Here is a 25,259-nt window from a genome sequence, read left to right as displayed (position 1 = left end):
GGGCCCTTGGCTCAGAAGGGCGCTATGCCCAGGATGGCAGCGGCCTGCAAGGCCACGGCGCGCGCCTGCTCGGGCGTGGCGGCCGTGATGTTCAGATGGCCCATCTTGCGTGCGGGCTTGGCTTCGGCCTTGCCGTAGAGGTGCAGGTGTGCACCGGGCAGGGCCAGCACCTGATCCCAGGCCGGCGTGCTGGCCGTCGTCGCGTCCTTGAACCACAGGTCGCCCAGCAGGTTGAGCATCACGGCGGCGCTGTGCTGGCGCGGCTGCACCAGCGGCAGGCCGGTCATGCAGCGCACCTGCAGTTCGAACTGCGAGACGTCCATGGCGTTCTGGCTGTAATGTCCGCTGTTGTGCGGGCGCGGTGCAATCTCGTTGACCACCAGGCTGCCGTCCTCGAGCACGAAGAACTCGACGCACAGCACGCCTACATAGTCCAGGCCCTGGGCCACCGACTGGGCCGCGGCCACGGCCTGCTGCGCCTGCGTGGCCGGCACATTGCCTTCATAAACTTCGGTTACGGCCAGGATGCCGTCGCGGTGCAGGTTGCGCTGCACCGGCAGATTGACGATCTTGCCGTCGCGTGCGCGCGCCACGATGACCGAGCATTCATGCGCCAGCGGCAGCATCTTTTCCAGCACGCAGGCCACGCGGCCCATGTCGTCCCAGGCGGCGGCGAGTTCGGCGGCGGTGCGCACCCGCGCCTGGCCCTTGCCGTCGTAGCCCATGCGCGAAGTCTTGAGGATGCCGGGAAGCAAATGGGCGCTCACGGCCGCGAGCTCCGCGGGCGTGGTGATTTCCGCATAGGGCGCGCAGGGCACGCCGCAGCGCAAGAAATGCGCTTTCTCGGCTGCCCGGTCCTGGGCGATGGCCACGGCTTCGCCCGCGGGCGCGACCGGACGGGTCAGCGCCAGCGTCTGCAATGCAGCCGCGGGAACGTTCTCGAACTCCGTGGTCACGGCCGCGCTGAGCCGGGCCAGTTCGGCCAGGCCCTGAGGGTCTTCGTAACCCGAGCGCACATGGTGGTGGCTCACCAGGCCCGCGGGGCTGGTCGGGTCGGCGTCGAGCACGGCCGTGAAATAGCCCATGGACTGCGCCGCATGCACGAACATGCGTCCGAGCTGGCCGCCGCCGAGCACGCCCAGCGTGGCGCCGGGCAGGATCGGCGCATTCACCACGCTTGCCGCGCTCATGCCGCCACCGGCGGCAAGGTCATTGCGCGCGCTGCGGCGGTCTGCTCTGCGCGAAATTCTTCGAGCTTGGCGCGCAGTGCCGGATCTTCATTGGCCAGCAGTGCGACCGCAAACAGCGCCGCATTGGCCGCGCCGGCCTGGCCGATGGCGAAGGTTGCCACGGGCACGCCCTTGGGCATCTGCACGATGGAGTGCAGCGAGTCGACCCCTTGCAGGTGGCGGCTGGCAACCGGAACACCCAGCACGGGCACCGGGGTCTTTGCCGCGATCATGCCTGGCAGGTGGGCTGCGCCACCCGCACCGGCGATGATGGCTTTGAGGCCTCGGCCTGCAGCCGCTTCGGCATAGGCGAACATATCATCTGGCATGCGGTGCGCCGAGACGACCTGCGCTTCATGGGCGATGCCAAATTGCTGGAGAATCTGCACTGCGTGTTGCATGGTGTCCCAGTCGCTGCTGGAGCCCATGACTACGCCGATTTGAATGGGTTTCATGTCAAGCGGGGCGACTGTGCAGCCGCCGTCCAAAGTGGAACCCGTGATTTTACTTTTCCCTTATCCACCGGCCCGTCAAAGGGCTTCGCGCCATGATCGATGTCACTATAGAAAATTTTGAAGCCGAGGTGGTTGCCGCCTCGATGGACGTGCCTGTGCTGGTGGACTTCTGGGCCCCCTGGTGCGGTCCCTGCAAGACCCTGGGCCCGTTGCTCGACCAGCTCGAGGTCGACTATGCCGGCCGTTTCAAGCTGGTCAAGATCGATTCCGACCAGGAGCAGCAGCTCGCCGGGATGTTCGGTATCCGCTCGGTGCCGACCTGCGTACTGATGATGGGCGGCCGTCCTGTCGACGGCTTTATGGGCGCCCAGTCCGAAGGCCAGCTGCGCGCCTTCCTCGACAAGCACCTGCCTTCCGAAGCCACGCTCGCGGCCGAATCCGATGTCGACGAAGCCCAGCAGCTGCTCGAAGCCGGCGACACCGGCGCGGCGCTGCAAAAGCTCGCCGATGCGCTGGCCGCCGATCCGGGCAATGACGATGCGCGCTTCGATTACCTGCGCCTGCTGATCGCCACCGGTGGCTTCGAGGAAGCCGAGGCCCTGCTGCGCGAGCCGCTCAAGCGCATTCCGCTGGCGCTGCGCTTCGACGCGCTGTCGCGCTGGCTCGACGCGCTGAAGTTTGTCGACACCAACGAGCGCGGCAACTGGCCGCTCGAGGATTTCGACGCGCTGATCGCCGCCAACCGCCGCGATTTCGAAGCCCGCTTCGACAAGGCCCGGGTGCTGGTCGCCGAAGGCCAGTGGACCGAAGCCATGGACGAACTCCTCGAGATCATCATGCGCGACAAGACCTGGAACCAGGACGCGGCGCGCAAGCTGTATGTCGGTGTGCTCGAGCTGCTGACGCCAGCCAAGCCCAAGGCCGACGCCAGCGTGCCGGGCAAGACCGCCGGCGGCATCGAGCTGATGGGCAAGTCGGCGCACCAGGAAGACGAGACCACGGCCATGCTCAACAGCTATCGGCGCAAGCTGAGCATGGCATTGAACTGATCTCTTGCCCCGTTCGTCCTGAGCTTGCCTCGCCGGCCGCGTCGAAGGATGCACGGCCTGCGCTCCAGGTATGAAAACGGCCGTTCATGGTTCGACAAGCTCACCACGAACGGGGCGGCGGGCGCTCGCTAACGGTCGACTTCACCCGTGTCTCGGAAAACCCCTGTGAGCCCTGATCCTGAACTCGAAGGATGAACGGCCTGCCCTCAAAAAACCACAAAAGCAAAACCGGCCACAAGGGCCGGTTCATTGAGACGCGCAGGAAGAATCAGGCCGTCAGGCGATCCAAGGCTTCACGGTATTTGGCCGCGGTCTTGGTGATCACTTCCTGGGGCAGGCGCGGTGCGGGCGCGGTCTTGTCCCAGGCCTTGCCGTTGACCTTGGCCTGTTCGAGCCAGTCGCGCACGAACTGCTTGTCGTAGCTCGGCGGGTTGGTGCCTGCGGCCAGCGCGTCGGCATAGCCTTCGACGGGCCAGTAGCGCGAGCTGTCGGGCGTCAGCACTTCATCCATCAGCACCAGTTCGCCGTCGTCGGTCAGGCCGAACTCGAACTTGGTGTCGGCAATGATCATGCCCTTGGTCAGCGCGATCGCCGCGGCTTCCTTGTAGATCTGGATGCTCAGGTCGCGGATGCGCGTGGCCAGTTCCACACCGACCATTTCGACCGTGCGCTCGAACGTGATGTTCTCGTCATGGTCGCCCATTTCGGCCTTGGCCGCGGGCGTGTAGATGGGCTCGGGCAGCTTGGCGGCATTGGTCAGGCCGGCAGGCAGAGGCACGCCGCAGACCGACTGGGTGGCCTGGTATTCCTGCCAGCCGCTGCCGGCGAGGTAACCACGCACCACGGCTTCGACCAGGATGGGCTTGAGGCGCTTGACCAGCATCGAGCGACCTTGCACCTGGGGCAGTTCAGCCGGAGTCACCACGCTCTCGGGCGATTCACCCGTCAGGTGGTTGGGGCAGATGTGACCCAGCTTGTCGAACCAGAACAAGGCCATTTGCGTCAGCAGCACGCCCTTGCCGGGAATGGGCTCGCCCATGATCACGTCGAAGGCCGACAGGCGGTCGCTGGCGACCATCAGGATGCGGTCGTCGCCCACGGCGTAGTTGTCGCGGACCTTGCCGCGCGCCAGCAGGGGCAGCGAAGTCAGGGCAGAGGTGTGCAGAGCGGAAAGGCTGGACTGGTTCATGGGTACGAATGGTTGCGATCAAGGCCTGGGCAGGGTGCGGGTCCTTACCTGACAGGATTTTAAGGCCCGGGGCCGGTCTTGTTCCTCTTGCATCCGCGCGCGGCGCGCGGCGCGGTGAAAGCAGGCCGGCCGGGCGTAGTGCATCAACTCCAACGATTGTGCGTGGTTTTCCGACATTTGGGCAAAGCCGACCCAAAACCTACTGCGGAATACCGGTATCGGTTTGCATTTGGTTGGTGCTGGGCGCATAGTGAACCCAAGCAACGAATGCGCATTCAAGCTTGCAAGCCCGGCCAGTGACAGTGTTGCTGGCAGGGGCTTTCTTTACCTTGGGCAAGGAGGCTTTCGTATGAATTTGATTATCAGTGGTCACCATCTGGAGGTGACCCCGGCATTGCGCAGCTATGTGATGAGCAAGCTCGAGCGGATTCTTCGACACTTCGATCAGGTAGTGGATGTAAAGGTTTTGCTGACCGTGGAGAACCAAAAGGAAAAAGACAAACGCCAGCGCGCTGAATGTACGGTACGCGTCAAGGGCAGTGACCTGTTTGCCCAGAGTGCGCACTTCGATCTCTATGCCGCCGTCGATGCACTGGTCGACAAGCTGGACCGCAAGGTCGTGGAGCACAAGACACGCTTGCAATCAGGGCGTTTCGATACGCCCAAGCGTGACGCAATGGTGCTCGCCCAGGCCTGATATGTCGTCCCTGTCGCCACGTTGGCGAAATATAGGAGCCATCTGACAGCAAAAGCCGCCGCAAGGCGGCTTTTTCACGTGCCTCGGGTATTCGCGGCACCGTTGGAGCGGAGCGTGCATAATTCCTCCCTAACACCATGAACCGTCTAGCCTCCATCCTGCCTGCCGCTCAAGTCCTCGTGAGCGTCGACGCCACCAGCAAGAAACGCGCTTTCGAAGAAGCCGGGCTGTTGTTTGAAAGTCTGCATGGTCTGTCCCGTGCGCTGATCACCGACAGCCTGTTCGCGCGCGAGCGCCTGGGCTCCACCGGGCTGGGTCATGGTGTCGCCATTCCCCATGGCCGCATCAAGGGCTTGAAGGCGCCGATGGCGGCCGTCTTCCAACTGGCCAATCCGATTGGCTTCGATGCCCCGGACGAGCAGCCCGTGGGCCTGCTGATTTTCCTGCTGGTGCCCGAAGCGGCGACGCAAAAGCACCTGGAAATCCTGTCCGAGATCGCCGAACTGCTCAGCGACACCGGATTGCGCGAACAAATCAAGGCCTGCGACGACGCCGAGCTGCTGCACGAGATGCTGGCCCGCTGGCAGTCGACGGCAGCGCCGCTGTCCTGATCACCTGACCGGTCCCCTCCATGCGACCGAATGCAATCAGCGCCGACCTGTTGTTTCAGGCGTTCCGTACCTCCCTGCGCTGGGAGTGGGTTGCGGGCCTGGGGGCTTCGGAGCGGCGTTTCGATGAAATGGCCGTGCGCTCGGCGCGCTCCGGTGCCGACCTGGTCGGTTACCTCAATTACATCCACCCTTATCGTCTGCAGGTGCTCGGCGAGCGCGAAATCGCTTACCTCTCCAAGTCCACCTCCGTGGATTGCCAGCGCCGCGTCACCCGCATCGTGACCCTGCAGCCGCCGGTGCTGGTGCTGGCCGACGGCCAGGTCGCGCCGCCCGAGCTGCTGTCCATGTGCGAGCAGGCGCAGATTCCGATGTTCTCGACCGACGAGAACTCGGCGTTCGTGATCGACGTGCTGCGCGCCTACCTGTCCAAGCATTTCGCCGACCGCACCACCATGCATGGCGTGTTCATGGACATTCTGGGCATGGGCGTGCTGATCACCGGCGAGTCGGGTCTGGGCAAGAGCGAGCTGGGGCTCGAACTGATTTCGCGCGGCAACGGCCTGGTCGCCGACGACGCCGTCGACCTGTATCGCATCAACCAGGCGACGATCGAGGGCAAATGCCCCGAGCTGCTGCAGAACCTGCTGGAAGTGCGCGGCATAGGCCTGCTCGACATCCGCGCCATCTTTGGCGAGACCGCGGTGCGCCGCAAGATGCGCCTCAAGCTGATCGTGCACCTGGTGCGCAAGGAAACGCTGGAGCGCGAATACGAGCGCATGCCGTATGAGCCGCTGACCCAGGACGTGCTGGGCGTGCCCGTGCTCAAGGCCGTGATTCAGGTGGTTGCGGGGCGCAATATCGCCGTGCTGGTCGAAGCCGCGGTGCGCAACACCATTCTGCAGCTGCGGGGCATAGACACCTACCAGGAATTCATTGACCGCCATCGCCGCGCGATGGAGCAGGGCAAGGGTTGAAATGCAGCCCAATGCAAAAAGGCGCCGAAAGGCGCCTTTTTTGTGTGTGACTGTTTCAGCGGTGGCCGGGAGCGCCCTTGGCGCAGGTCGTGCATTGGCCGTACAGCGACATCGCGTGGTCATGGATCACCCAGCCCTTGGCCTTGGCGATCTGCACCTGGCGCTTCTCGATTTCCGCGTCGTAGAACTCTTCGACCTTGCCGCAGACGGTGCAGATGAAATGGTCGTGGTGCTGACCTTCGTTGAGTTCGTAGACCGCCTTGGCGCTTTCGAAATTGCTGCGGATCAGAATGCCCGCCTGTTCGAACTGCGTCAGTACGCGGTAGACCGTGGCCAGGCCGATGTCGGAGCGCTCGTCGAGCAGCACGCGGAACACGTCTTCGGCAGTCATGTGGCGTTGCGCGCCTTTCTGGAAAATTTCCAGAATCTTGAGGCGGGGCAGGGTGGCCTTGAGGCCCGTGCTTTTGAGTTCGTCGATATTCGTCATGACAGGGTCTTTGGGAGTGCCTGCGAGCATATCCGGTACCGGCGCAGCACAGGCAACAGAAATGGCCCTCGCACCGAGGGTGTGGAGAATGTCGAGTACTGGAAGGACCAGCCGCTACAATGATTTGAATCATATCCCCTAAGCCATACCCATGCATGTCCAAGCCCGTTGCAGTGCCCGTCTGGCGCTGACTGTTGTGGTCGTTGCCGTCCTGGCTGCCTGCAGCAGCCTTGACAGCGCGAGCCAGCGCATCGCCAGCGCTGCCAGCGCAATCACTCCTTACAAGGTCGAAGTGGTTCAGGGCAATTTCGTGTCCCGTGAACAGGTCGAGGCCCTGGCGCCCGGCATGAGCCGCCAGCAGGTGCGCGACATCCTCGGCACGCCGCTGCTGACCAGCGTGTTCCACGCGGATCGCTGGGAATATGTGTTCACGCTCAAGCGCAAGGATGTAGAAATCCAGACCCGCAAGCTGACGGTGTTCTTCGAAGGCGACCGCCTGGTGCGCCACGAAGGCGATGAAATGCCGTCCGAAGCCGACTTCGTCGCGACCCTGGGCTCGAAGAAAGCCGGCGGCAAGGTGCCGCAGCTCGAGGCCACGCCGGAGCAGCTCGCGCGCTTCCCCGCGGCCGCCCCGTCGGCCGCCGATGCCGAAGTGCTCGCGCCCGCGGACGCCACCAAGCAGTACCCGCCGCTCGAAGCGCCAGGCCGCTGATTTTTGTGCCGGCCGCCTGCGCTGCCGGCCGCTTTCCCAGGATTACCACCATGACCGCGAATTCCTCGCCCGCCGCCGGGCGCCATCGTATTGCCGTTGCCGGCGCTTCCGGCCGCATGGGCCGCATGCTGATCGAAGCCATCCATAACAGCGAGGACTGCGTGCTCGCGGGCGCACTCGACGTGCCGGGCAGCCCGGCGCTGGGCATCGATGCCACGGCCTTCCTGGGCAGCGCCAGCGGCGTGGTCATCACGTCCGACCTGCGCCAAGGACTGGCCCAGGCCCAGGTGCTGATCGATTTCACGCGCCCCGAAGGCACGCTGGCCCACCTCGAAGTCTGCAAGGACCTGGGCGTGAAGCTGGTGATAGGCACGACCGGCTTCAGCGATGAAGACAAGAAGACGCTGGCCGAAGGCGCCAAGCAGGTCGCGGTGATGCTCGCGCCGAACATGAGCGTGGGCGTGAACGTCACGCTCAAGCTGCTCGAAATGGCGGCCAAGGCGCTGTCCACGGGCTATGACATCGAAATCGTCGAAGCCCACCACCGCCACAAGGTCGATGCCCCTTCGGGCACGGCGCTCAAGATGGGCGAAGTGATCGCCGACGCGCTGGGCCGCGACCTCGCCGAATGCGCGGTCTACGAGCGCTACGGCCATACCGGCGCGCGCGACCCCTCGTCCATAGGCTTTGCGACGGTGCGCGGCGGCGACATCGTCGGCGACCACACGGTGCTGTTTGCCGGTATCGGCGAGCGCATTGAAATCACGCACAAGTCCTCGAGCCGCGAAACCTACGCCCAGGGCAGCCTGCGCGCCGTGCGCTTCCTCGCGGACAAGCCCCAGGGCATGTTCGACATGTTCGACGTGCTCGGCCTGCGCTGATCCAAACCATGGACCGCTGGCTCTGGCTCACCCAAGGCGACGCGGTCACTCAGGCCACGGCCTTGCTGCTGCTGCTGCTGTCGGTCGCGAGCTGGGTGGTCATGGGCTACAAGGCCTGGCTGCTGGCGCGCAGCCGCCGCCAGGTGCCGCAGTGTGTGGCAGCATTCTGGCGCGCACCCACGCTGGCGCAGGCCCGCGCCCAGGTCGCGACGCTGGACCGCAGCGGCCTGGTGCTGCCGCTGGTCGATGCGCTGGCCGCCCAGCATCCCCCCATTGCCTCCACCGACGCGGGCCTGCCGCTGGCCCAGCAAGGCGCGGCCTCGGGCCAGCTCACGCGCGGCCTGCGCGCCGCGCTTCAGGCCGGCAGCACCCCTCTGCAATGGGGCCAGGTGTTGCTGGCCTCGGTCGGCACGCTGGCGCCATTTGTCGGCCTGCTGGGCACGGTCTGGGGCATTCACCATGCATTGACGCTGCTGGCCGACAGCCAGCAAATCGGCATCGCCCAGCTTGCGGGGCCGGTGGGCGAAGCGCTGGTGATGACCGCGGCCGGTCTGGCCGTGGCGATTCCCGCAGTGCTGGGCTACAACCTGCAGGGCCGCAGCGCGGGTCGCATCGAAGCCGATCTCGAAGGCTTTGCCCACGATCTGCAGGCCGTCTTTGGCGAAGCCGCCGGGCCTGCTGCCTGACGCTGGCGCCATGGCATTCGGCCGCTTCGACCGTCGCACCGGCTCCTCTCCCGAGCCGCTGAGCGGTATCAACGTCACGCCGCTGGTCGACGTGATGCTGGTGCTGGTCGTCATTCTGATTCTTGCCGCGCCCGTGCTGGCGGCCGCGCTGCGCGTGCAATTGCCCCAGGCCCAGGGCACGACGCCGGTCGCGCCGCCTACGCCGCCGCAAGCGATTGCGCTCGAAGTCGACGCCCAGGGACGGCTATGGGTCGATGGCGAGGAACTGCCGGAGACCGCGCTGCGCGAACGCCTCGCGGCGCTGGGAGCGGCCCAGCCCCAGGCCGAACTGCAGTTGCGCGCCGATGCCGCCGTGCCCTATGGCCGGGTGGTGGCGGTGATGGGCTGGGCCCATGCGGCCGGGCTCACGCGCATAGGCTTTGTCGCCGAGCCGGCGCAGACCGCGCAGCCCTAGACGGCTATCCGTTCGTCCTGAGCTGGTCGAAGGATGAACGCGCGCTTGGCGTCAAAGCCCTTGATCCGCCTGCCTTGGCGGCCCCTCGCGCGGCCCCAGGCCCTGCGCCTGGCTGCCCTGCGCCAGCGGACGCAGCCCCGACAGCACATCGCTGCCCGAAGGCCGCTGGTACAGCCGCAGGCCGAACTCGGGCAGCACGCCTATCAGGTGGTCGAAGATGCTGCCCTGGATGTTTTCGTATTCGACCCAGATCGACGTCGAGGTGTAGCAGTACAGCTCCAGCGGCACGCCTTCGGTCGTGGGTTCGAGCGTGCGCGCGAGCAGGTAGGTGTCGTGCTGTATGCCCGGGTGCACGTTCAGATAGGCATAGGCATAGGCGCGCAGCAGCTCCAGGTTGGTGAGCTGCAGCGGGTGGAAAGGCGCCGACTGTGCCATGGCGGACGCCGGCAGTGCCGCTGTCTGGGCGCGCTTTTCGGCGAGATAGTCCTTGAGCAGAGCGATGCGCGACAGTTGCTCGAGCTGCGTCGCGTCGAGCACGCGAATCGTGTCGGCGTCTATGCGCAGCGCGCGGCGTATGCGGCGCACACCCGACTGCGACATGCCGCGCCAGTTCTTGAAGCTGTCGCTCATCAGCTTCCAGGTGGGAATGGTGGTGATGGTCTTGTCCCAGTTCTGCACCTTGACGATGTTGAGCGCGATGTCGATCACGAAGCCATCGGCGCCGACCTGGGGCATTTCGACCCAGTCGCCGACGCGGATCATGTCGTTCGAGCCGAGCAGCACGCCCGCGGTGAACGACAGGATGGTGTCCTTGAAGACCAGCATCAGCACGGCCGACAGCGCGCCCAGGCCCGACAGCAGCAGCAGCGGCGAACGGTCCAGCATCGTCGCCATGATCAGCACGGCCGCGACCAGCACGGCCAGCAGCTGGCCCAGCTGCACATAGTTCTTGATCGAATGCATGGAGGGCTTGAGCCGCTCCTTGCGCTCGTGGGCCTCGTTCATCGCATCGAGCAGGGCGTTGAAGGTGCGCAGCACCAGCACGATGCTGACCGCGACCGCAAGGTTCAGCAGCAGGCCATGGAACCGTGGCGGAAGATGGGGAACGCCCGCCATGCCGATCTGCACCACCAGCCATGGCACGGTCTGCGCGAGCCGGCGCATGACTTTGTCGTGCAGCAGGATCTCGGCCCAGTTCGCGGCCAGGCCCAGGCGCACCCGGCGCACGACGCGCTGCAGGAAGAATTGCGCCAGATAGCGGCTGACGAACGCCAGCAGCGCGAGCAGGGCCAGGCCCGCGATGGACTGCATCCAGGGCTCCAGCTCGGAAATCAATGACCAATGCACCAGAAATGGCTCCTCAAGAAAGCGGGGGAAGGGGGGGAAGACGGGGTGAGACCGAAGGTCGGGACACAAGTTCCATGCGCCGAGCCGCGCCGGCCCGGACGGTTTCACAGCATAGGCAAGAGCCGCACGGGCCGGCGCGCAGCGCATCCAAAACCCTTTTTCAAGCGCTGGCGCACGGGGCTTTGCGCAGGGAGATAGCCGGTCACGGCGGTGCGGTGTGGCGTCCGGCCTAAAATCCCGGTTGACCTTGGCTTTCACCGGCGCCCTGCTGCCGGAACCCGCTCTCCATCATGCAAGACAAATACAACCATATCGAGCTCGAGCGCGCGGCGCATGAGCACTGGGCCGCCCGTGACGCTTACCGTGTCACCGAAGACGACAGCAAGAAGAAATTCTATGCCTGCTCGATGCTGCCGTACCCCAGCGGCAAGCTGCACATGGGCCATGTGCGCAACTACACGATCAACGACATGCTCACGCGCCATCTGCGCATGAAGGGCTATAACGTGCTGATGCCCATGGGCTGGGACGCGTTCGGCCTGCCCGCGGAAAACGCGGCGCTGAAGAACAAGGTGCCGCCCGCGCAGTGGACCTACGACAACATCGCCTACATGAAGAAGCAGATGCAGTCGATGGGCCTGGCAATCGACTGGAGCCGCGAAGTCGCGACCTGCGACCCCGAGTACTACCGCTGGAACCAGTGGCTGTTCCTGAAGATGCTCGACAAGGGCATTGCCTACCGCAAGACCCAGGTCGTGAACTGGGATCCGGTCGACCAGACCGTGCTGGCTAACGAGCAGGTCATCGACGGCCGCGGCTGGCGCACCGGCGCCCTGGTCGAAAAGCGCGAGATCCCGGGCTATTACCTGAAGATCACCGATTACGCCCAGGAGCTGCTGGACCACGTGCAGGTCGGCAACGACAAGGCCACGCTGACCGGCTGGCCCGACAAGGTGCGCCTGATGCAGGAAAACTGGATAGGCAAGTCGAGCGGCGTGCGCTTCGCGTTCACGCATGACATCCGCGACGCCCAGGGCCAGCTGATCCAGGACGGCAAGATGTACGTGTTCACCACGCGTGCCGACACCGTCATGGGCGTGACGTTCTGCGCCGTGGCGCCCGAGCACCCGCTGGCCACGCATGCGGCCGCGTCCAACCCCGCGCTGACCGCCTTCATCGAGGAATGCAAGAAGGGCGGCACCACCGAAGCCGAACTCGCGGTCAAGGAAAAGGAAGGCATGGCCACGGGCCTGTTCGTCACCCATCCGCTGACCGGCGAGTCGGTCGAAGTGTGGGTCGGCAACTACGTGCTGATGGGTTATGGCGACGGTGCCGTGATGGGCGTGCCCGCACATGACGAGCGCGATTTCGCGTTTGCCAAGAAATACAGCCTGCCTATCCGCCAGGTCGTGGCTGTCGAAGGCGAAAGCTTCTCGACCGAAGCCTGGGCCGACTCCTACGGCGACAAGCAAAAGGCCGTCTGCGTCAACTCTGGCGTGCTCGATGGCCTGGGCCATGTGCAGGCCGTCGACAAGGTCGCGGAACTGCTGGCCGCCAAGGGCCTGGGCGAGAAGAAGACCACCTGGCGCCTGCGCGACTGGGGCGTGAGCCGCCAGCGCTACTGGGGCACGCCCATCCCCATCATCCATTGCGAAGATTGCGGCGCCCAGCCGGTGCCCGAAAAGGACCTGCCCGTGGTGCTGCCGCAGGACCTGGTGCCCGATGGCTCGGGCAATCCGCTGGTCAAGAGCGAAGTCTTCCATGCGGGCGTGGTCTGCCCCTGCTGCGGCAAGCCCGCGCGCCGCGAGACCGACACGATGGACACGTTCGTCGACAGCTCGTGGTACTTCATGCGCTATTGCGATGCCAAGAACAGCGAACAGATGGTCGGTGCGGGCACCGAGTACTGGATGCGCGGCAGCGGCATGGACCAGTACATCGGCGGAATCGAGCACGCGATTCTTCACCTGCTGTATGCGCGCTTCTGGACCAAGGTGATGCGCGACCTGGGCCTGGTGACCTTCGACGAGCCGTTCTCGCAGCTGCTGACCCAGGGCATGGTGCTCAACCACATCTACAGCCGCCGCACGGCCAAGGGCGCGAAGGAATACTTCTGGCCCAAGGACGTCGAGCATGTGCTCGATGACGCCGGCAAGATCGTCGGCGCCCAGCTCAAGACCGCGGTCGACAGCGCCGACGGCCTGCTGCCCGTGGGCACGGCCATCGACTACGAGGGCGTGGGCACCATGTCCAAGTCCAAGAACAACGGCATCGATCCGCAGGAGCTGATCAGCAAGTACGGCGCCGATACCGCCCGCCTGTACACCATGTTCACCGCGCCGCCCGAAGCCACGCTCGAGTGGAACGACGCGGCCGTCGAAGGCAGCTACCGCTTCCTGCGCCGGGTCTACAACTACGGCTTCAAGCTGCTGGCCGGCGACTATGCCGCGGCCGATGCCGTGGGTGCGAGCGCGCGCGACCTGTCGGGCGTGGCCTTCGGCAAGGACGCCCAGGCGCTGCGCCTCGAAATCCATACTGTGCTCAAGCAGGTGGATTACGACTACCAGCGCATGCAGTACAACACCGTGGTCTCGGGCGCGATGAAGATGATCAACGCGCTCGAAAGCTTCAAGGGCACGGATACGCCCGACGGCCAGATCGCGGCGATCGAAGGCTTCGGCATCCTGCTGCGCTGCCTCTACCCGGCCACGCCCCACGTCACGCATGCGCTGTGGAGCAGCCTGGGCTACAGCCAGCATCTGGGCGAACTGCTCGACGCGCCCTGGCCCCAGGTCGATGCCAATGCCCTGGTCCAGGACGAGATCGAACTGATGCTGCAGGTCAACGGCAAGCTGCGCGGCTCGATCCGCGTCGCCGCGACGGCCGACAAGGCCGAGATCGAGCGCCTGGCCCTGGCCAGCGACGCTTTCCTGAAACAGGCCGCAGGTGCCGCCCCCAAGAAAGTGGTGGTGGTGCCGGGCCGATTGGTGAACGTGGTGGTCTGACATGCGCAAACGCACGCTGCTCTCCCTGGTGTCCGTGGTGCCTCTGTTTGCGGCTTGCGGCTTCCGCCTGCGCGGCGTGCCCCAGTTCGCCTTCCATTCGCTGTTCATCCAGGCGCCGCGCGGCTCGATGCTGGCGCGCGAACTCGAGCGCACGCTGTCGTCTTCGACGGAGAAGCTCACGGTGCTGCGCGATCCGCGCTCGCCCGATGACGCCGAAGTCATCTTCGAGCTGATCAGCGAGCAGCAGGAGCGCGTGGTCGTGGGTCTCAACGCCTCGGGCCAGGTGCGCGAACTGCAGTTGCGCCTGCGCCTGCGCTTCAAGCTGCGCAAGCCCAATGGCGACGATGTGATTCCCGACACCGAACTGCTGCAGCAGCGCGACATCAGCTACAACGAAACCATTGCCCTGTCCAAAGAGGCGGAAGAGCTGCTGCTCTACCGCAACATGCAGACCGATCTGGTGCAGCAGCTGCTGCGCCGGCTCGCGGCCGTGAAGACACTGTGAGGGCGGCATGCAGCTTGGCCTGAACCAGCTCCAGGCCCACCTCGGCAAGGGTCTGCGCGCGCTTTACACGCTGCACGGCGACGAGCCGCTGCAGCAGCAGGAAGCCGCCGACGCGATCCGCGCCGCGGCGCGCGCCGCGGGTTATTCCGAGCGCAGCAGCCACACTGTGGCCGGCGCGCATTTCGACTGGAGTGCCGTGCTGGCCGCGGGTGGCTCGCTGTCGCTGTTCGCCGACAAGCAGATCCTCGAGATCCGCATTCCTTCGGGCAAGCCGGGCAAGGACGGCAGCCAGGCATTGCAGCAGATTGCCGAGTCCGCCCAGGGCAACGACAGCACGCTGACGCTGGTCATGCTGCCGCGCCTGGACAAGGCGACCAAGACCGGCGCCTGGTTCTCGGCGCTGGACGCGCATGGCGTCACGCTGCAGATCGATCCCATCGAGCGCGCGGCGCTGCCGCCCTGGATCGCCCAGCGGCTTGCGGCCCAGGGCCAGCGCGTGGTCGCGGGCGAGGAAGGCCAGCGCGCGCTGCAGTTCTTCGCCGACCGCGTCGAAGGCAATCTGCTGGCCGCGCACCAGGAAATCCAGAAACTCGCGCTGCTGTACCCGGCCGGCGAGCTGCACGGCGAGCAAATAGAGCAGGCCGTGCTCAACGTCGCGCGCTACGACGTGTTCAAGCTGTCCGACGCGGTGCTGTCGGGGCAGCTGGCGCGTGTGCAGCGCATGCTCGACGGCCTGCAGGCCGAAGGCGTGGCCGAAGTGCTGGTGCATTGGGCGCTGGCCGAGGACATCCGTGCACTCCATCGTGTCAAGGACGCGATTGCGGGCGGGCGTCCGCTGCCCATGGCGCTGCGCGAGCAGCGCATCTGGGGTGCCAAGGAGCGCTTCTTCGAGCGTATCGTGCCGCGGTTGAACGACCAGGCCGCGGCGCAGCTGCTGCAGTCGGCACACACCGTCGACGGCATCGTCAAAGGCCTCAAGTCTCCGGGCTGGCCGCAGGACGGCTGGCAGGCACTGCGCCGGCTGGCCTTTGAAATGGTGCAAGCCTTCAAATAAGGCGCTGTTTCAAGTTCGAGGGCCGGGCGTTCTTGTATGCTCGTTCGCCCTGAGCGAATTAGACGAGGCTCGCCTCGTCAGGCGTTATCAAGAAACAGCAGAGGCTCTGTTGGTTTTCGTTCGTCCTGAGCTTGTCGAAGGATGAACGTACGGCCTATGCCGCAGGCAAAGTCTGTTTCTATGGGGTAGTTATCTAACGCAGACTCCGCCCTAAAACGCCCTTCGACGGGCTCAGGGCGAACGGTATTTATTTGCTTGATGCCGCTGTTTGCCACAATTCACCCATCGCTAATCCATTGATTTGTCGTCCTGTGCTCAGGCTGGAGCGCAGGCCGTTCATGGTTCGACGGAGTCGTCACGAACGGGGGCTTCAGCAAAGGGCAGTCATTCCGGCACTTGCGGCGTAAGTTCCAGCGTTTCCTGCGCCTTGTCGGCCCAGCCCTGCAAATGGGTCAGCAGCTCGCTCTGGCTGAACGAGCAGCTTTCTTCGGTGAACAGCGCGCTCGCTTCGAGCCGGTCAAGAAGGTCTTGCAGCACCTGGCCATAGCGCGGCGGCAGGCGCGCGAGCAGGTGCGGGGTGGCGCGCGCCTGGGCGCTGAGCTCGCTGGCCGTGATCTTGCCGGCCGACAGCTGCTGCAGCGCCTGTTGCAGCGCATGCAGTTCAAACAGTGCGGTATTGACGGTCATGTCCGTTTCTCCTGGGAAGCAACGCATCCATTGTGCCGTCAAGCCGGGGGCTGCGGCACGCCTGGAAATGAGGCTTCTGCGCCACCCGGCAGTCAGAGCGCGCCAACTCGGTCAAAATCGCGGCATGAACGCGCTCAATATCGTGGAATACACACACACCCTTGGTGCCCAGGCCAAAGCTGCCTCGGCACAGATGGCCCGCGCCTCGGCGGCCACCAAAAGCCGTGCGCTGCTGGCGCTGGCGCGGCTGCTGCGTGAAAACACCGCCGCACTGCAGGCCGACAACGCGCTCGACCTGGTGCCGGCCGAGGCCAACGGCCTGTCGGCGCCCATGGTCGACCGCCTGCGCCTCACGCCCAAGGTGCTCGAGACCTGCGCCCAGGGCTGCGAGCAGCTCGCGGTGATGCCCGACGTGATCGGCGAGATCGTCGGCATGAAGCAGCAGCCCAGCGGCATACGCGTGGGCCAGATGCGCGTGCCCATAGGCGTGTTCGGCATGATTTACGAAAGCCGCCCCAACGTCACGATCGAAGCCGCGAGCCTGTCGATCAAGAGCGGCAACGCCTGCATTCTGCGCGGCGGCTCCGAAGCGATTTCCTCCAACCAGGCGCTGGCTCGGCTGGTGCAGCAGGCGCTGGCCGAAGCCGGCCTGCCCGAGCACGCGGTGCAGCTGGTGCAGGTCACCGACCGCGAGGCCGTGGGCCAGCTGATCGCCATGCCCGAATACGTCGATGTGATCATTCCACGCGGCGGCAAGGGCCTGATCGAGCGCATCAGCCGCGAAGCCAAGGTGCCGGTCATCAAGCACCTGGACGGCAACTGCCATACCTATGTCGACGACCCTTGCGATCTCGCGATGGCCGTCAAGGTCGCCGACAACGCCAAGACCAGCAAGTACAGCCCCTGCAACGCGAGCGAAAGCCTGCTGGTGGCGCGCGCGGTCGCGGCCGAATTCCTGCCCGCCATCGGTGCGGTGTTCGCCGCCAAGGGCGTCGAAATGCGCGGCTGTCCTGAATCCCTGGCGCTGCTGCAAGGCGTGGCCGGCGCCCAGCTCGTGGCCGCGACCGAGCAGGACTGGAGCGAGGAATACCTCGCGCCCATCATCAGCATCAAGGTCGTGGCCGGTGTGGACGAGGCCATTGCCCACATCAACCGCTATTCGAGCGCCCACACCGAAGCCATTCTCACGACCGACCATCGCCATGCGCAGCAGTTCCTGCGCGAAGTCGATTCGGCCAGCGTGATGGTCAACACCAGCACCCGCTTTGCCGACGGCTTCGAGTACGGCCTGGGCGCGGAAATCGGCATCAGCACCGACAAGTTCCATGCGCGCGGCCCCGTGGGCATCGAAGGCCTGACTTCGCTCAAGTACGTGGTGCTGGGCGACGGCGAAGTCCGCGTCTGAAGACTACCCGCGTCCGGCATCACCAGCGAATTTCATGAAAATCATCATTCTGGGTGCGGGACGCGTGGGCTACAGCGTGGCCGAAAGCCTGGTGTCCGAACAAAACGACATCACCGTGATCGACACCGACAGCCGCAGGCTGCGCGAGCTGCAGACGCGCTTCGACCTGCGCGGCGTGGTCGGTAACGGCACCGATGCCGCGGTGCTGGCCGAGGCCGGCGCGCGCGACACCGACCTGCTGATTGCCTGCGCGGCGCTCGATGAAACCAATCTGGTGTGCTGCAAGGTCGCCGACATGATGTTCAGCGTGCCGACCCGCATCGCGCGCGTGCGTTCCTCGGGCTTCGCGCCCGATTCGCCGCTGCTGGGCAAGGAAGGTTTTGCGGTCGACCGCATCATCTGCCCCGAAGAGTCGCTGACGCGCTACATCGGCAAGCTCATCGAGTATCCCGAGTCGCTGCAGGTGCGCGCGTTTGCCGGCGGCCGTGCCTGTCTGGCTTCGGCGCGCGCGCGCGCCGGCGCGCCGGCCGTGGGCCTGCGCATTGGCGAGCTGCGCGACAGCATGCCCGACCTGGCAATGCGCCTGGTCGCGATCTACCGGCGCTTTGCCGACGAGCCCGATCGCTTCGTGCGCTGTGACGGCATGACGCTGATCGAGCCCGGCGACGAGGTCTTCGTGCTCGCCGCGCGCGAGCACCTGCCTGAAATCCTCAGCGCGCTGCACCGCCCGCGCGGCCAGCAGGCCAAGCCCGTGCGCCGCATCATGATTGTCGGTGGTGGCCGCGTCGGCCAGCGCCTGGCAAGCCAGCTGGCCCAGGTGCCGGGCCAGTTCCACATCAAGGTGCTCGAAGAGAACGAACAGCGCTGCACCGAACTCGCGTCGGTGCTGCCAACCAACGTGCTGGTGCTGCAGGGCGACCCTACCGATGAGGATCTGCTGGGCGACGAGAGCGTCGAGGATGTAGACCTGTTCCTCGCGCTGACCGACGACGACGAGGACAACATCATGTCCTGCCTGCTGGCCAAGCGCATGGGCGCGACGCGTGTGCTGTCGCTGATCAACCGCCGCACCTATGCCGACCTGATGCACGGCACGCAGATCGACATCGCGCTGTCGCCGGCCCAGGCGATGCTGGGCGAATTGCTGGCCTACGCGCGCCGCGGCGATGTGCAGGCCGTGCACAGCCTGCGCCGGGGCGTGGCCGAAGCGCTGGAAATCGTCGCCCGTGGCGACCGCAAGAGCTCGCGCGTCGTCGGCCGGCGCGTCGAGGATCTGCGCCTGCCGCTCGATGTGCATATCGGCCTGATCGTGCGCGGACTCGAGGATGCCGAAGCGGACAAGGGCGCCCCCGAACCCCAGGTCATCATTCCGCGCAGCCACACGGTGATCGAAAGCAACGACCATGTGGTGTTCTTCCTGCCGAACAAGCGCCTGGTACGGGACGTGGAAAAGCTGTTCCGCGTGAGCGCCACCTTCTTCTGACGCCCCACCATGCGTGATCTGTTTCCCGTTCTGCGCGTGCTGGGCATGCTGCTGGTGATGTTTGCGCTCGCCATGCTGCTGCCGCTGGCCGTCTCCTGGCAGCAGCATGAAAGCATATGGCGGGTGTACCCGCTGTCGATCGCGGTCGCGGCCATTGTCGGCATGGTGCTGTGGCTGGGGCTCAACCGCTTTCGCCGCGAGCTGCAGCCGCGCCACGGCGTGATCCTGGTGACCCTGGTCTGGCTGGTGCTGCCGCTGTGCGCCTGCCTGCCGCTGATGCTCGCGCTGCACCAGCTGGACGTGCCGATCTCATTCACCCATGCCTACTTCGAAGCCGTGTCGGGCCTGACGACCTCGGGCGCCACGGTGCTCACCGGGCTTGACGACCTGCCGATGTCCATCAACGTCTGGCGCACTTTCCTGCAGTGGCTGGGCGGCATGGGGATTCTGATCCTGGCCGTGGCGGTGCTGCCGCTGCTGGGCGTGGGCGGCAGCCAGCTGTTTCGCGCCGAGGCCGCGGGCCCGATCAAGGACACCAAGCTGACGCCGCGCATGACCGAGACCGCCAAGGGGCTGTGGGGCGTCTATGCGATCTTCTCCATTGCCTGCGGCCTGGCTTTCTGGGCCGGGGGCATGACGCCCATGGACGCGTTGATGCACATGTTCACCACCGTGAGCCTGGGCGGGCTGTCGTCGCATGATGCGAGCTTTGCATATTTCGACTCGCCGCTGCTCGAAGCCGTGGCGCTGTTCTTCATGCTGCTGGCCAGCTGCAACTTCGCGCTCTACTTCGTTGCCATGCGCAAGGGCCAGCTGCAGGGCTTCTGGCGCGACCCCGAAATGCGCGCCACCATCGGCGTGCTCGTGGGCGGTGGCCTGTTTGCCGCGCTGCTGCTGTGGGTCAAGGGCGTCTATGCGCCGCTGGAAGCCTTGCGCTACGGCGTCTTCAATGTGATTTCGGTTGCCACCACCACGGGTTTCGCTACCGTCGACTACCTCGGCTGGCCGGTTTTCCTGCCGGTGATGATGCTGTTGCTGTCGGGCGTGGCGACCAGTGCCGGTTCGACCGGCGGCGGCATCAAAATGGTGCGCATGCTGATTCTGCTCAAGCAGGCGCGGCGCGAATTGACCCACCTGGTACACCCCCGGGCAGTACAACCTGTGCGGCTTGGATCGACAGTAGTGGACAATCGCATGATTTTCTCCGTGCTGGCCTTCATGCTGGTGTACGGCGCCACGGTGATCACTCTGAGCATGCTGCTGCTGCTCACCGACCTTGATCCCGTGACCGCGTTCACCGCCATTTTGGCCAGTGTGCACTGCATGGGCCCGGGCTTGGGAACTGTGGGTCCCGCGTCCAACTATGCGGGACTCACGGATTTCCAGATCTGGGTCTGCACGCTGGCCATGCTCCTGGGGCGGCTGGAGATTCTGAGCTTCATGGCATTGCTGACACCCTCCTTTTGGCGGCGCTGACGCAACGCCGTCGGGACTACCATCGGTGGTGGGTAAATGCCGACGTCGTTGCCAAATCCCTACAATCCAATACACCACCGTCTCTTGAGGGTACCAATGGTTCCGCATCTCATCACGGCTCTGACCGGCCCCATCAACGAGCTTGAACAGCGTATTCTCGAATCCATGCCCGCGATCGAGCGCTGGTTTCGCCTGGAATGGATGGAGCACACGCCTCCGTTCTACTCGTCTGTCGACATCCGCAACGCGGGGTTCAAGCTCGCCCCTGTCGACACCAATCTTTTCCCCGGTGGCTGGAACAATCTGACCGAGGAAATGCTGCCGCTGGCAGTGCAGGCGGCGATGGCGGCGATCGAAAAGATCTGTCCCGAAGCGCGCAACCTGCTGATCATTCCTGAAAACCACACGCGCAACACGTTCTATTTGAACAACGTTGTGCAGCTCCAGCGCATCTTCAAGATGGCCGGGCTCAACGTGCGCGTGGGCTCCATCAGCCGCGAAATCAAGAAGACCACCGTGATCAATCTGCCCAGCGGCGAATCGGTCACGCTGGAGCCCGTGATCCGCAGCAAGCGCCGCCTGGGACTCAAGGATTTCGATCCCTGCACCATCCTGCTGAACAATGATCTGTCTGCCGGCCCGCCAGGCATTCTGGAAGAGCTCTACGAGCAATACCTGCTGCCGCCGCTGCACGCGGGCTGGAGCGTGCGCCGCAAGAGCCGCCATTTCCAGAGCTACGAGGAAGTCTCCAAGCGCTTCGGCAAGCTGCTGGGCATTGACCATTGGTTGATCAACCCGATGTTCACCCACTGCGAAGGCCTGGACTTCAACGACGGCACCGGAATGGACGGACTCAGCGCCCAGGTCGACATGCTGCTCACCAAGGTGCGCCGCAAGTACAAGGAATACGGCATCAAGGAAAAGCCGTTCGTCGTGGTCAAGGCCGACCATGGCACCTACGGCATGGGCGTGATGACCGTGCGCGACGCCAAGGACCTCGAAGTGCTCACGCGCAAGTCGCGCAACAAGATGGGCGTGATCAAGGACGGCCAGGCGGTGCACGACGTGATCATCCAGGAAGGCGTGCTGACGCAGGAGCGCATGAACAATGCGGTCGCCGAACCCGTGGTCTACATGATGGACCGCTATGTGGTTGGCGGCTTCTACCGCATGCACCCCGAGCGCGGCGTGGACGAGAATCTCAACGCCCCGGGCTCGAGCTTCGTGCCGCTGGCTTTCGAGCACAGCACCCAGCTGCCGCAACTCGGCGCCCGCCCGGGCGCAAGCGCGCCCAACCGCTTCTACATGTATGGCGTGATCGGCCGACTGGCGATGCTCGCGGCGAGCTATGAGCTCGAAGCCACCAACCCCGACGCCGAAATCTACGATTGATGCGTGACGTCGTCGGCGGGCATGCTGCCTGCCGGCGAGACCCAACGACTCTCACACCATGACAGGGAGACCCGGCGCCGCAGCGGCTCCGGGTGCGTTCAGTGAACAAACCAAAATCCTCGCTGGCAGCACTCACATTGGGTGCAATTGGAGTGGTGTACGGCGACATAGGCACCAGCGTGCTGTACGCCGTCAAGGAAGTCTTTGGCTCCGGCCATGTTCCTTTCACCCATGCCAATGTCTACGGCGTGCTTTCCATCCTGTTCTGGACGCTCACGCTGATCGTCTCGCTCAAGTACGTGACCCTGGTACTGCGCGCCGACAACAACGGCGAAGGCGGGCTGGTGGCGATGCTCGCGCTGGCTTCCCAGGCCGTCAAGGATCAGCCCCGGCTGCGCGCCGTGCTGCTGCCCATAGGCATTTTCGGCACCTCGCTGTTTTATGGCGACGGCGTGATCACGCCCGCGATCTCGGTGCTCTCCGCGGTCGAAGGCCTCGAAGTGGTGTCGCCGCACTTTCGCCAGTTCGTGCTGCCGCTGGCGCTGCTGGTGCTGCTGGCGCTGTTCGCGGTGCAAAAGCGCGGAACCGCGGGAATAGGCAAGTTTTTCGGGCCGATCACGCTGCTGTGGTTCGGATGCCTGGCGGTGCTGGGCATATGGCAGATCATCGACCACCCGGAAATCCTTGCTGCGCTGAGCCCGCACCATGCGCTGGGCTTCATCTGGCGCCAGCCCGGCGTGGCCTTCATCATCCTGGGCGCCGTGGTGCTGTGCGTCACGGGCGCCGAAGCCCTCTATGCCGACCTCGGGCATTTCGGCAAGAAGCCCATCCGCCTGGCCTGGTTCGGTGTCGCCATGCCCGCGCTGACGCTCAATTACTTCGGCCAGGGCGCGCTGCTGCTGGCTCAGCCCGATGCGGTGCAGAACCCGTTCTTCCGCATGGCGCCCGCCTGGGCGCTGCTGCCGCTGGTGCTGCTCGCGACCATGGCCGCGGTGATTGCCTCGCAGGCATTGATCACCGGCGCCTTCAGCGTCACGCGCCAGGTCATACAGCTGGGCTACCTGCCGCGCCTCGAAATCCGCCACACCAGCGCCAAGGAGGCCGGCCAGATCTACATCCCGCTGGTCAACTGGAGCCTGTTTGCGGCCATCGTCATGGCGGTGATGCTGTTCCGCTCCAGCGGCAACTTGGCCGCGGCCTATGGCATCGCGGTCACGCTCGACATGCTGATCACCACCTTGCTGACCTTCTTCGTGATCCGCTACCGCTGGCATTACCCCTGGCTGTTGTGCTGGGCGGCCACGGGCTGCTTCTTCGTCATCGACCTGGCGTTCTTCAGCTCCAACCTGCTCAAGCTGTTCGAGGGCGGCTGGTTCCCATTGGCCATAGGCAGCGCGGTGTTCCTGCTGATGATGACCTGGCGGCGTGGCCGCCAGCTGCTGCACGAGCGCCTGCACAGCGAGTCGATCGAGCTGTCGGGCTTTCTGGGTGCGCTCGTCCAGCATCCGCCGCAGCGCGTCGCGGGCACTGCGATCTTCCTGTCGGGCGAGCCTGGCACCGTGCCTTCGGCGCTGCTGCACAACCTCAAGCACAACAAGGTGCTGCATGCGCAGAACCTGTTTGTCACGGTGCGCAACCATGAGGTCCCCTGGGTGGGCATGGACAAGCGCGTGCAGGCCGAATCGCTGGGCAGCCATTGCTGGCAGGTGACCGTGCACTATGGCTTCAAGAACGAGCCCGACCTGCCCAAGGCGCTGGCCCAGCTGTCCGGGCTGGGCTATCCGCTGGACCCCATGGGAACGAGCTACTTCGTTTCGCGCGACGCCGTCATTCCCGGCATGCGCCAGGGCATGGCGCCGTGGCGCGAGAAGCTGTTCGCGCAGATGCACCGCAACGCGAGCCGCGTGTCCGACTTCCTGCGCCTGCCCAGCAATTCCGTGGTCGAACTCGGCTCCAAGATCGAGTTGTAAAGGCGCCGGCCGCTGGCGCGCCGGCGACCGTCGGCGGCCTGCATGCTCTGACAGAATCGGGCATGCATTTCTTTCGTGATTCGAGCCTCTCCACGGTCGCGGCAGGCTTTGTCGCCATGCTGGTGGCTTTCGCCAGTTCGCTGGCGCTGGTGTTCCAGGCCGCCCAGGCTTTCGGCGCCACGCCCGCGCAGGTCACATCCTGGATCTGGGCCCTGGGCCTGGGCATGGGCCTGTGCACCGTGCTGCCGTCCTTGTGGCTGCGCAAGCCCGTGATGATCGCCTGGTCCACGCCGGGAGCGGCGGTACTGGCCACGGCCGGCCTCGCGGGCGACGGGTTCACCATGGCGCAGGCCGTAGGCGCGTTCATGCTCGCCGCTTTGCTGACCATCATCGTCGGCGCCAGCGGTGCCCTGGAGCGCCTGATGCGGCACATTCCCGTGGCCATCACTTCGGCGCTGCTGGCCGGCGTGCTGGCGCGCTTCGGCATGCAGGCGTTTGCCGCGGCGCAGACCGCATTGCCGCTGGTACTGGGCATGTTGCTGACCTATCTGGTCGCGCGTCGTCTGGCACCACGCTATTGCGTGGTCTGGACACTGGCTGTGGGCCTGGCGCTTGCGGCATTTGCCGGCGATATGGCCTGGACGTCCGTGCATTGGTCGCTGGCCAGTCCGTTGTTCACTGCACCCGAATGGTCCTGGTCGGCGGCCGTGAGCCTGGCGTTGCCGCTGTTCATCGTGACCATGGCTTCGCAGAACCTGCCGGGCATTGCCGTGATCCGCGCCTCGGGCTATGAACTGCCGGTGTCGCGCCTGATCACGATGACCGGGGTGGTGACGCTGGTGCTCGCGCCTTTCGGCGCGTTCGCGCTCAATTTCAGCGCCATCACGGCGGCGATCTGCATGGGGCCCGAGGCCCATGCAGATCCACGGCGGCGCTACGCAGCGGCAGCGGCCTGTGGTGTGTTCTATATCTTGATAGGGGCTTTCGGCGCCGTGGTGACCGGCTTGCTCACTGCCTTTCCGCGCGAACTGATCGCAGCGATCGCGGGCCTGGCGCTGCTGGGCACCATAGGCGCGGGGCTGACATCGGCCTTTGCCGAGGAAAAACACCGTGAAGCGGCGCTGATCACTTTCCTGGTCACGCTCAGCGGCGTGGTGATCTTCGGCATAGGTTCGGCCCTGTGGGGGGTGCTCGCCGGCAGCCTTGCCTTATTTGTGCAACAGTATGGTCGCCGTGCCTGAGTGCGCGTTGTCTCTGCCCCGCCGCAACGCCTGATTCTGCGGCGAATGGCCTGCCCCCTGAGGCTGCAACTGTTGTGACCACCATGAACCTTCTTTTCATCGCCGACCCTCTCGCATCTTTCAAGATCTACAAGGACACCACCTTCGCCATGATGCGCGAAGCCCAGCGCCGCGGTCATGCGATCTCCGCCTGCGAAGTGCAAAGCATTTCCTGGCAGCGCGGCAGCAAGGTGTCGGCGCTGGTGCGTGACATCGTGCTGACGGGCGATG

At 65.1% G+C, this 25,259-nt stretch carries 24 protein-coding genes (1 of these 24 only partly in view); 18 read left to right on the top strand and 6 right to left on the bottom strand.

The genetic code is table 11. From position 1 onward, the window contains the following. Positions 1-11 precede the first annotated feature (11 nt). Both ACSVDO_RS20080 and purE read right to left on the bottom strand, forming a co-directional pair. A complete protein-coding gene (locus ACSVDO_RS20080; protein ID WP_332539117.1) occupies positions 12-1,190 on the bottom strand; it encodes a 5-(carboxyamino)imidazole ribonucleotide synthase in 1,179 nt (392 codons plus the stop codon). Further along, positions 1,187-1,684 (bottom strand): 5-(carboxyamino)imidazole ribonucleotide mutase, encoded by a 498-nt coding sequence (gene purE, locus ACSVDO_RS20075; protein WP_332539130.1) that lies wholly within the window; start codon positions 1,682-1,684, stop codon positions 1,187-1,189. Before purE ends, ACSVDO_RS20080 begins: the two co-directional genes overlap by 4 nt. 92 nt (positions 1,685-1,776) lie before the next feature. On the opposite strand from purE, the gene ACSVDO_RS20070 reads away from it, so the two are divergent. After that, positions 1,777-2,733: a tetratricopeptide repeat protein gene (locus ACSVDO_RS20070; RefSeq protein WP_332539119.1), complete on the top strand. Its 957-nt coding sequence runs from the start codon at positions 1,777-1,779 to the stop codon at positions 2,731-2,733. Between the two features lie 268 nt (positions 2,734-3,001). Here the strand turns inward: ACSVDO_RS20070 and ACSVDO_RS20065 are convergent, their stop codons facing one another. Next, a complete protein-coding gene (locus ACSVDO_RS20065; protein ID WP_332539121.1) occupies positions 3,002-3,922 on the bottom strand; it encodes a phosphoribosylaminoimidazolesuccinocarboxamide synthase in 921 nt (306 codons plus the stop codon). A 349-nt stretch (positions 3,923-4,271) separates the two neighbouring features. On the opposite strand from ACSVDO_RS20065, the gene hpf reads away from it, so the two are divergent. The 3 genes from hpf to hprK all read left to right on the top strand — a co-directional run bounded on the left by hpf (position 4,272) and on the right by hprK (position 6,204). Further along, positions 4,272-4,619 carry a ribosome hibernation-promoting factor, HPF/YfiA family gene (hpf, locus tag ACSVDO_RS20060; RefSeq protein ID WP_332539122.1) on the top strand — a complete coding sequence of 116 codons (348 nt, stop codon included), beginning with the start codon at positions 4,272-4,274 and terminating at the stop codon, positions 4,617-4,619. A 137-nt stretch (positions 4,620-4,756) separates the two neighbouring features. Continuing rightward, positions 4,757-5,230 carry a PTS sugar transporter subunit IIA gene (locus ACSVDO_RS20055; RefSeq protein WP_213297095.1) on the top strand — a complete coding sequence of 158 codons (474 nt, stop codon included), beginning with the start codon at positions 4,757-4,759 and terminating at the stop codon, positions 5,228-5,230. A gap of 20 nt (positions 5,231-5,250) precedes the next feature. Continuing rightward, the gene (gene hprK / locus ACSVDO_RS20050; RefSeq protein WP_489594244.1) at positions 5,251-6,204 is read left to right on the top strand and encodes an HPr(Ser) kinase/phosphatase; all 954 of its coding nucleotides are present in this window, start codon (positions 5,251-5,253) and stop codon (positions 6,202-6,204) included. A 55-nt stretch (positions 6,205-6,259) separates the two neighbouring features. Here the strand turns inward: hprK and fur are convergent, their stop codons facing one another. Next, complete coding sequence (fur, locus tag ACSVDO_RS20045) at positions 6,260-6,691, bottom strand: ferric iron uptake transcriptional regulator (RefSeq protein ID WP_332539124.1); 432 nt, start codon at positions 6,689-6,691, stop codon at positions 6,260-6,262. 151 nt (positions 6,692-6,842) lie between these two features. Here fur and ACSVDO_RS20040 point away from each other — a divergent pair, with 151 nt between their 5' ends. Genes ACSVDO_RS20040 through ACSVDO_RS20025 form a run of 4 tightly spaced genes read left to right on the top strand, consistent with a single transcriptional unit; the run spans position 6,843 to position 9,424 of the window. Continuing rightward, positions 6,843-7,403 carry an outer membrane protein assembly factor BamE gene (locus ACSVDO_RS20040; RefSeq protein ID WP_332539125.1) on the top strand — a complete coding sequence of 187 codons (561 nt, stop codon included), beginning with the start codon at positions 6,843-6,845 and terminating at the stop codon, positions 7,401-7,403. A 50-nt stretch (positions 7,404-7,453) separates the two neighbouring features. Continuing rightward, complete coding sequence (dapB, locus tag ACSVDO_RS20035; RefSeq protein ID WP_332539126.1) at positions 7,454-8,284, top strand: 4-hydroxy-tetrahydrodipicolinate reductase; 831 nt, start codon at positions 7,454-7,456, stop codon at positions 8,282-8,284. 8 nt (positions 8,285-8,292) lie between these two features. Then, positions 8,293-8,970, top strand: a complete 678-nt coding sequence (locus ACSVDO_RS20030) for a MotA/TolQ/ExbB proton channel family protein (RefSeq protein WP_489594241.1) — start codon at positions 8,293-8,295, stop codon at positions 8,968-8,970. A gap of 10 nt (positions 8,971-8,980) precedes the next feature. Next, a complete protein-coding gene (locus ACSVDO_RS20025) occupies positions 8,981-9,424 on the top strand; it encodes an ExbD/TolR family protein (protein ID WP_489594239.1) in 444 nt (147 codons plus the stop codon). A gap of 51 nt (positions 9,425-9,475) precedes the next feature. Here ACSVDO_RS20025 and ACSVDO_RS20020 read toward each other — a convergent pair whose 3' ends face one another. Continuing rightward, positions 9,476-10,735: a mechanosensitive ion channel family protein gene (locus ACSVDO_RS20020; protein ID WP_489594237.1), complete on the bottom strand. Its 1,260-nt coding sequence runs from the start codon at positions 10,733-10,735 to the stop codon at positions 9,476-9,478. 326 nt (positions 10,736-11,061) lie between these two features. Here ACSVDO_RS20020 and leuS point away from each other — a divergent pair, with 326 nt between their 5' ends. From leuS to holA, 3 genes are read left to right on the top strand one after another with little or no spacing between them, the layout of a single operon-like run. Next, the gene (leuS, locus tag ACSVDO_RS20015; protein ID WP_489594235.1) at positions 11,062-13,776 is read left to right on the top strand and encodes a leucine--tRNA ligase; all 2,715 of its coding nucleotides are present in this window, start codon (positions 11,062-11,064) and stop codon (positions 13,774-13,776) included. Position 13,777: 1 nt separating this feature from the next. Then, positions 13,778-14,281: an LPS-assembly lipoprotein LptE gene (locus tag ACSVDO_RS20010; protein ID WP_489594233.1), complete on the top strand. Its 504-nt coding sequence runs from the start codon at positions 13,778-13,780 to the stop codon at positions 14,279-14,281. 7 nt (positions 14,282-14,288) lie between these two features. Beyond that, entirely contained in the window at positions 14,289-15,335 is a 1,047-nt protein-coding gene (holA, locus tag ACSVDO_RS20005) for a DNA polymerase III subunit delta (RefSeq protein ID WP_489594231.1), read from the top strand. Between the two features lie 384 nt (positions 15,336-15,719). Here holA and ACSVDO_RS20000 read toward each other — a convergent pair whose 3' ends face one another. Continuing rightward, positions 15,720-16,022: a hypothetical protein gene (locus tag ACSVDO_RS20000; RefSeq protein ID WP_332539776.1), complete on the bottom strand. Its 303-nt coding sequence runs from the start codon at positions 16,020-16,022 to the stop codon at positions 15,720-15,722. A gap of 124 nt (positions 16,023-16,146) precedes the next feature. Between ACSVDO_RS20000 and ACSVDO_RS19995 the strand changes: the two genes are divergently transcribed. The 7 genes from ACSVDO_RS19995 to gshB form a co-directional block, all read left to right on the top strand. Beyond that, positions 16,147-17,427, top strand: a complete 1,281-nt coding sequence (locus tag ACSVDO_RS19995; protein ID WP_489594229.1) for a glutamate-5-semialdehyde dehydrogenase — start codon at positions 16,147-16,149, stop codon at positions 17,425-17,427. Between the two features lie 34 nt (positions 17,428-17,461). After that, positions 17,462-18,910: a Trk system potassium transporter TrkA gene (gene trkA, locus ACSVDO_RS19990; RefSeq protein ID WP_489594227.1), complete on the top strand. Its 1,449-nt coding sequence runs from the start codon at positions 17,462-17,464 to the stop codon at positions 18,908-18,910. Between the two features lie 9 nt (positions 18,911-18,919). After that, complete coding sequence (locus ACSVDO_RS19985; protein ID WP_489594226.1) at positions 18,920-20,386, top strand: TrkH family potassium uptake protein; 1,467 nt, start codon at positions 18,920-18,922, stop codon at positions 20,384-20,386. Positions 20,387-20,482: 96 nt separating this feature from the next. After that, positions 20,483-21,778, top strand: a complete 1,296-nt coding sequence (gshA, locus tag ACSVDO_RS19980) for a glutamate--cysteine ligase (RefSeq protein ID WP_332539772.1) — start codon at positions 20,483-20,485, stop codon at positions 21,776-21,778. Positions 21,779-21,879: 101 nt separating this feature from the next. Beyond that, a complete protein-coding gene (locus ACSVDO_RS19975; RefSeq protein WP_489594223.1) occupies positions 21,880-23,748 on the top strand; it encodes a potassium transporter Kup in 1,869 nt (622 codons plus the stop codon). Positions 23,749-23,810: 62 nt separating this feature from the next. Beyond that, the gene (locus tag ACSVDO_RS19970; protein WP_332684369.1) at positions 23,811-24,989 is read left to right on the top strand and encodes a benzoate/H(+) symporter BenE family transporter; all 1,179 of its coding nucleotides are present in this window, start codon (positions 23,811-23,813) and stop codon (positions 24,987-24,989) included. Positions 24,990-25,072: 83 nt separating this feature from the next. Then, positions 25,073-25,259, top strand: the 5' end (the start) of a protein-coding gene (gshB, locus tag ACSVDO_RS19965; protein WP_332539768.1) for a glutathione synthase. 764 nt of this gene lie beyond the right edge of the window; 187 of the gene's 951 nt are visible here — the first part of the coding sequence; it begins with the start codon at positions 25,073-25,075; its stop codon lies off the right edge, out of view.

The sequence above is a fragment of the Comamonas sp. DB36 genome, assembly GCF_057914905.1.
Note: the sequence above shows the minus strand (reverse complement) of the source record. Positions and strands in the feature narration are given on the sequence as shown.

Coding starts and splice junctions, on each gene's coding strand:
- ACSVDO_RS20065 (WP_332539121.1), bottom strand. CDS start 3,922: ATGAACCAGTCCAGCCTTTCCGCTCTGCACACCTCTGCCCTGACTTCG.
- holA (WP_489594231.1), top strand. CDS start 14,289: ATGCAGCTTGGCCTGAACCAGCTCCAGGCCCACCTCGGCAAGGGTCTG.
- ACSVDO_RS19985 (WP_489594226.1), top strand. CDS start 18,920: ATGCGTGATCTGTTTCCCGTTCTGCGCGTGCTGGGCATGCTGCTGGTG.
- leuS (WP_489594235.1), top strand. CDS start 11,062: ATGCAAGACAAATACAACCATATCGAGCTCGAGCGCGCGGCGCATGAG.
- fur (WP_332539124.1), bottom strand. CDS start 6,691: ATGACGAATATCGACGAACTCAAAAGCACGGGCCTCAAGGCCACCCTG.
- ACSVDO_RS20070 (WP_332539119.1), top strand. CDS start 1,777: ATGATCGATGTCACTATAGAAAATTTTGAAGCCGAGGTGGTTGCCGCC.
- dapB (WP_332539126.1), top strand. CDS start 7,454: ATGACCGCGAATTCCTCGCCCGCCGCCGGGCGCCATCGTATTGCCGTT.
- ACSVDO_RS20040 (WP_332539125.1), top strand. CDS start 6,843: ATGCATGTCCAAGCCCGTTGCAGTGCCCGTCTGGCGCTGACTGTTGTG.
- hpf (WP_332539122.1), top strand. CDS start 4,272: ATGAATTTGATTATCAGTGGTCACCATCTGGAGGTGACCCCGGCATTG.
- ACSVDO_RS20000 (WP_332539776.1), bottom strand. CDS start 16,022: ATGACCGTCAATACCGCACTGTTTGAACTGCATGCGCTGCAACAGGCG.
- ACSVDO_RS20025 (WP_489594239.1), top strand. CDS start 8,981: ATGGCATTCGGCCGCTTCGACCGTCGCACCGGCTCCTCTCCCGAGCCG.
- trkA (WP_489594227.1), top strand. CDS start 17,462: ATGAAAATCATCATTCTGGGTGCGGGACGCGTGGGCTACAGCGTGGCC.
- ACSVDO_RS19995 (WP_489594229.1), top strand. CDS start 16,147: ATGAACGCGCTCAATATCGTGGAATACACACACACCCTTGGTGCCCAG.
- ACSVDO_RS20030 (WP_489594241.1), top strand. CDS start 8,293: ATGGACCGCTGGCTCTGGCTCACCCAAGGCGACGCGGTCACTCAGGCC.
- gshA (WP_332539772.1), top strand. CDS start 20,483: ATGGTTCCGCATCTCATCACGGCTCTGACCGGCCCCATCAACGAGCTT.
- ACSVDO_RS19970 (WP_332684369.1), top strand. CDS start 23,811: ATGCATTTCTTTCGTGATTCGAGCCTCTCCACGGTCGCGGCAGGCTTT.
- ACSVDO_RS20080 (WP_332539117.1), bottom strand. CDS start 1,190: ATGAGCGCGGCAAGCGTGGTGAATGCGCCGATCCTGCCCGGCGCCACG.
- ACSVDO_RS20010 (WP_489594233.1), top strand. CDS start 13,778: ATGCGCAAACGCACGCTGCTCTCCCTGGTGTCCGTGGTGCCTCTGTTT.
- ACSVDO_RS20055 (WP_213297095.1), top strand. CDS start 4,757: ATGAACCGTCTAGCCTCCATCCTGCCTGCCGCTCAAGTCCTCGTGAGC.
- hprK (WP_489594244.1), top strand. CDS start 5,251: ATGCGACCGAATGCAATCAGCGCCGACCTGTTGTTTCAGGCGTTCCGT.
- ACSVDO_RS20020 (WP_489594237.1), bottom strand. CDS start 10,735: ATGCAGTCCATCGCGGGCCTGGCCCTGCTCGCGCTGCTGGCGTTCGTC.
- purE (WP_332539130.1), bottom strand. CDS start 1,684: ATGAAACCCATTCAAATCGGCGTAGTCATGGGCTCCAGCAGCGACTGG.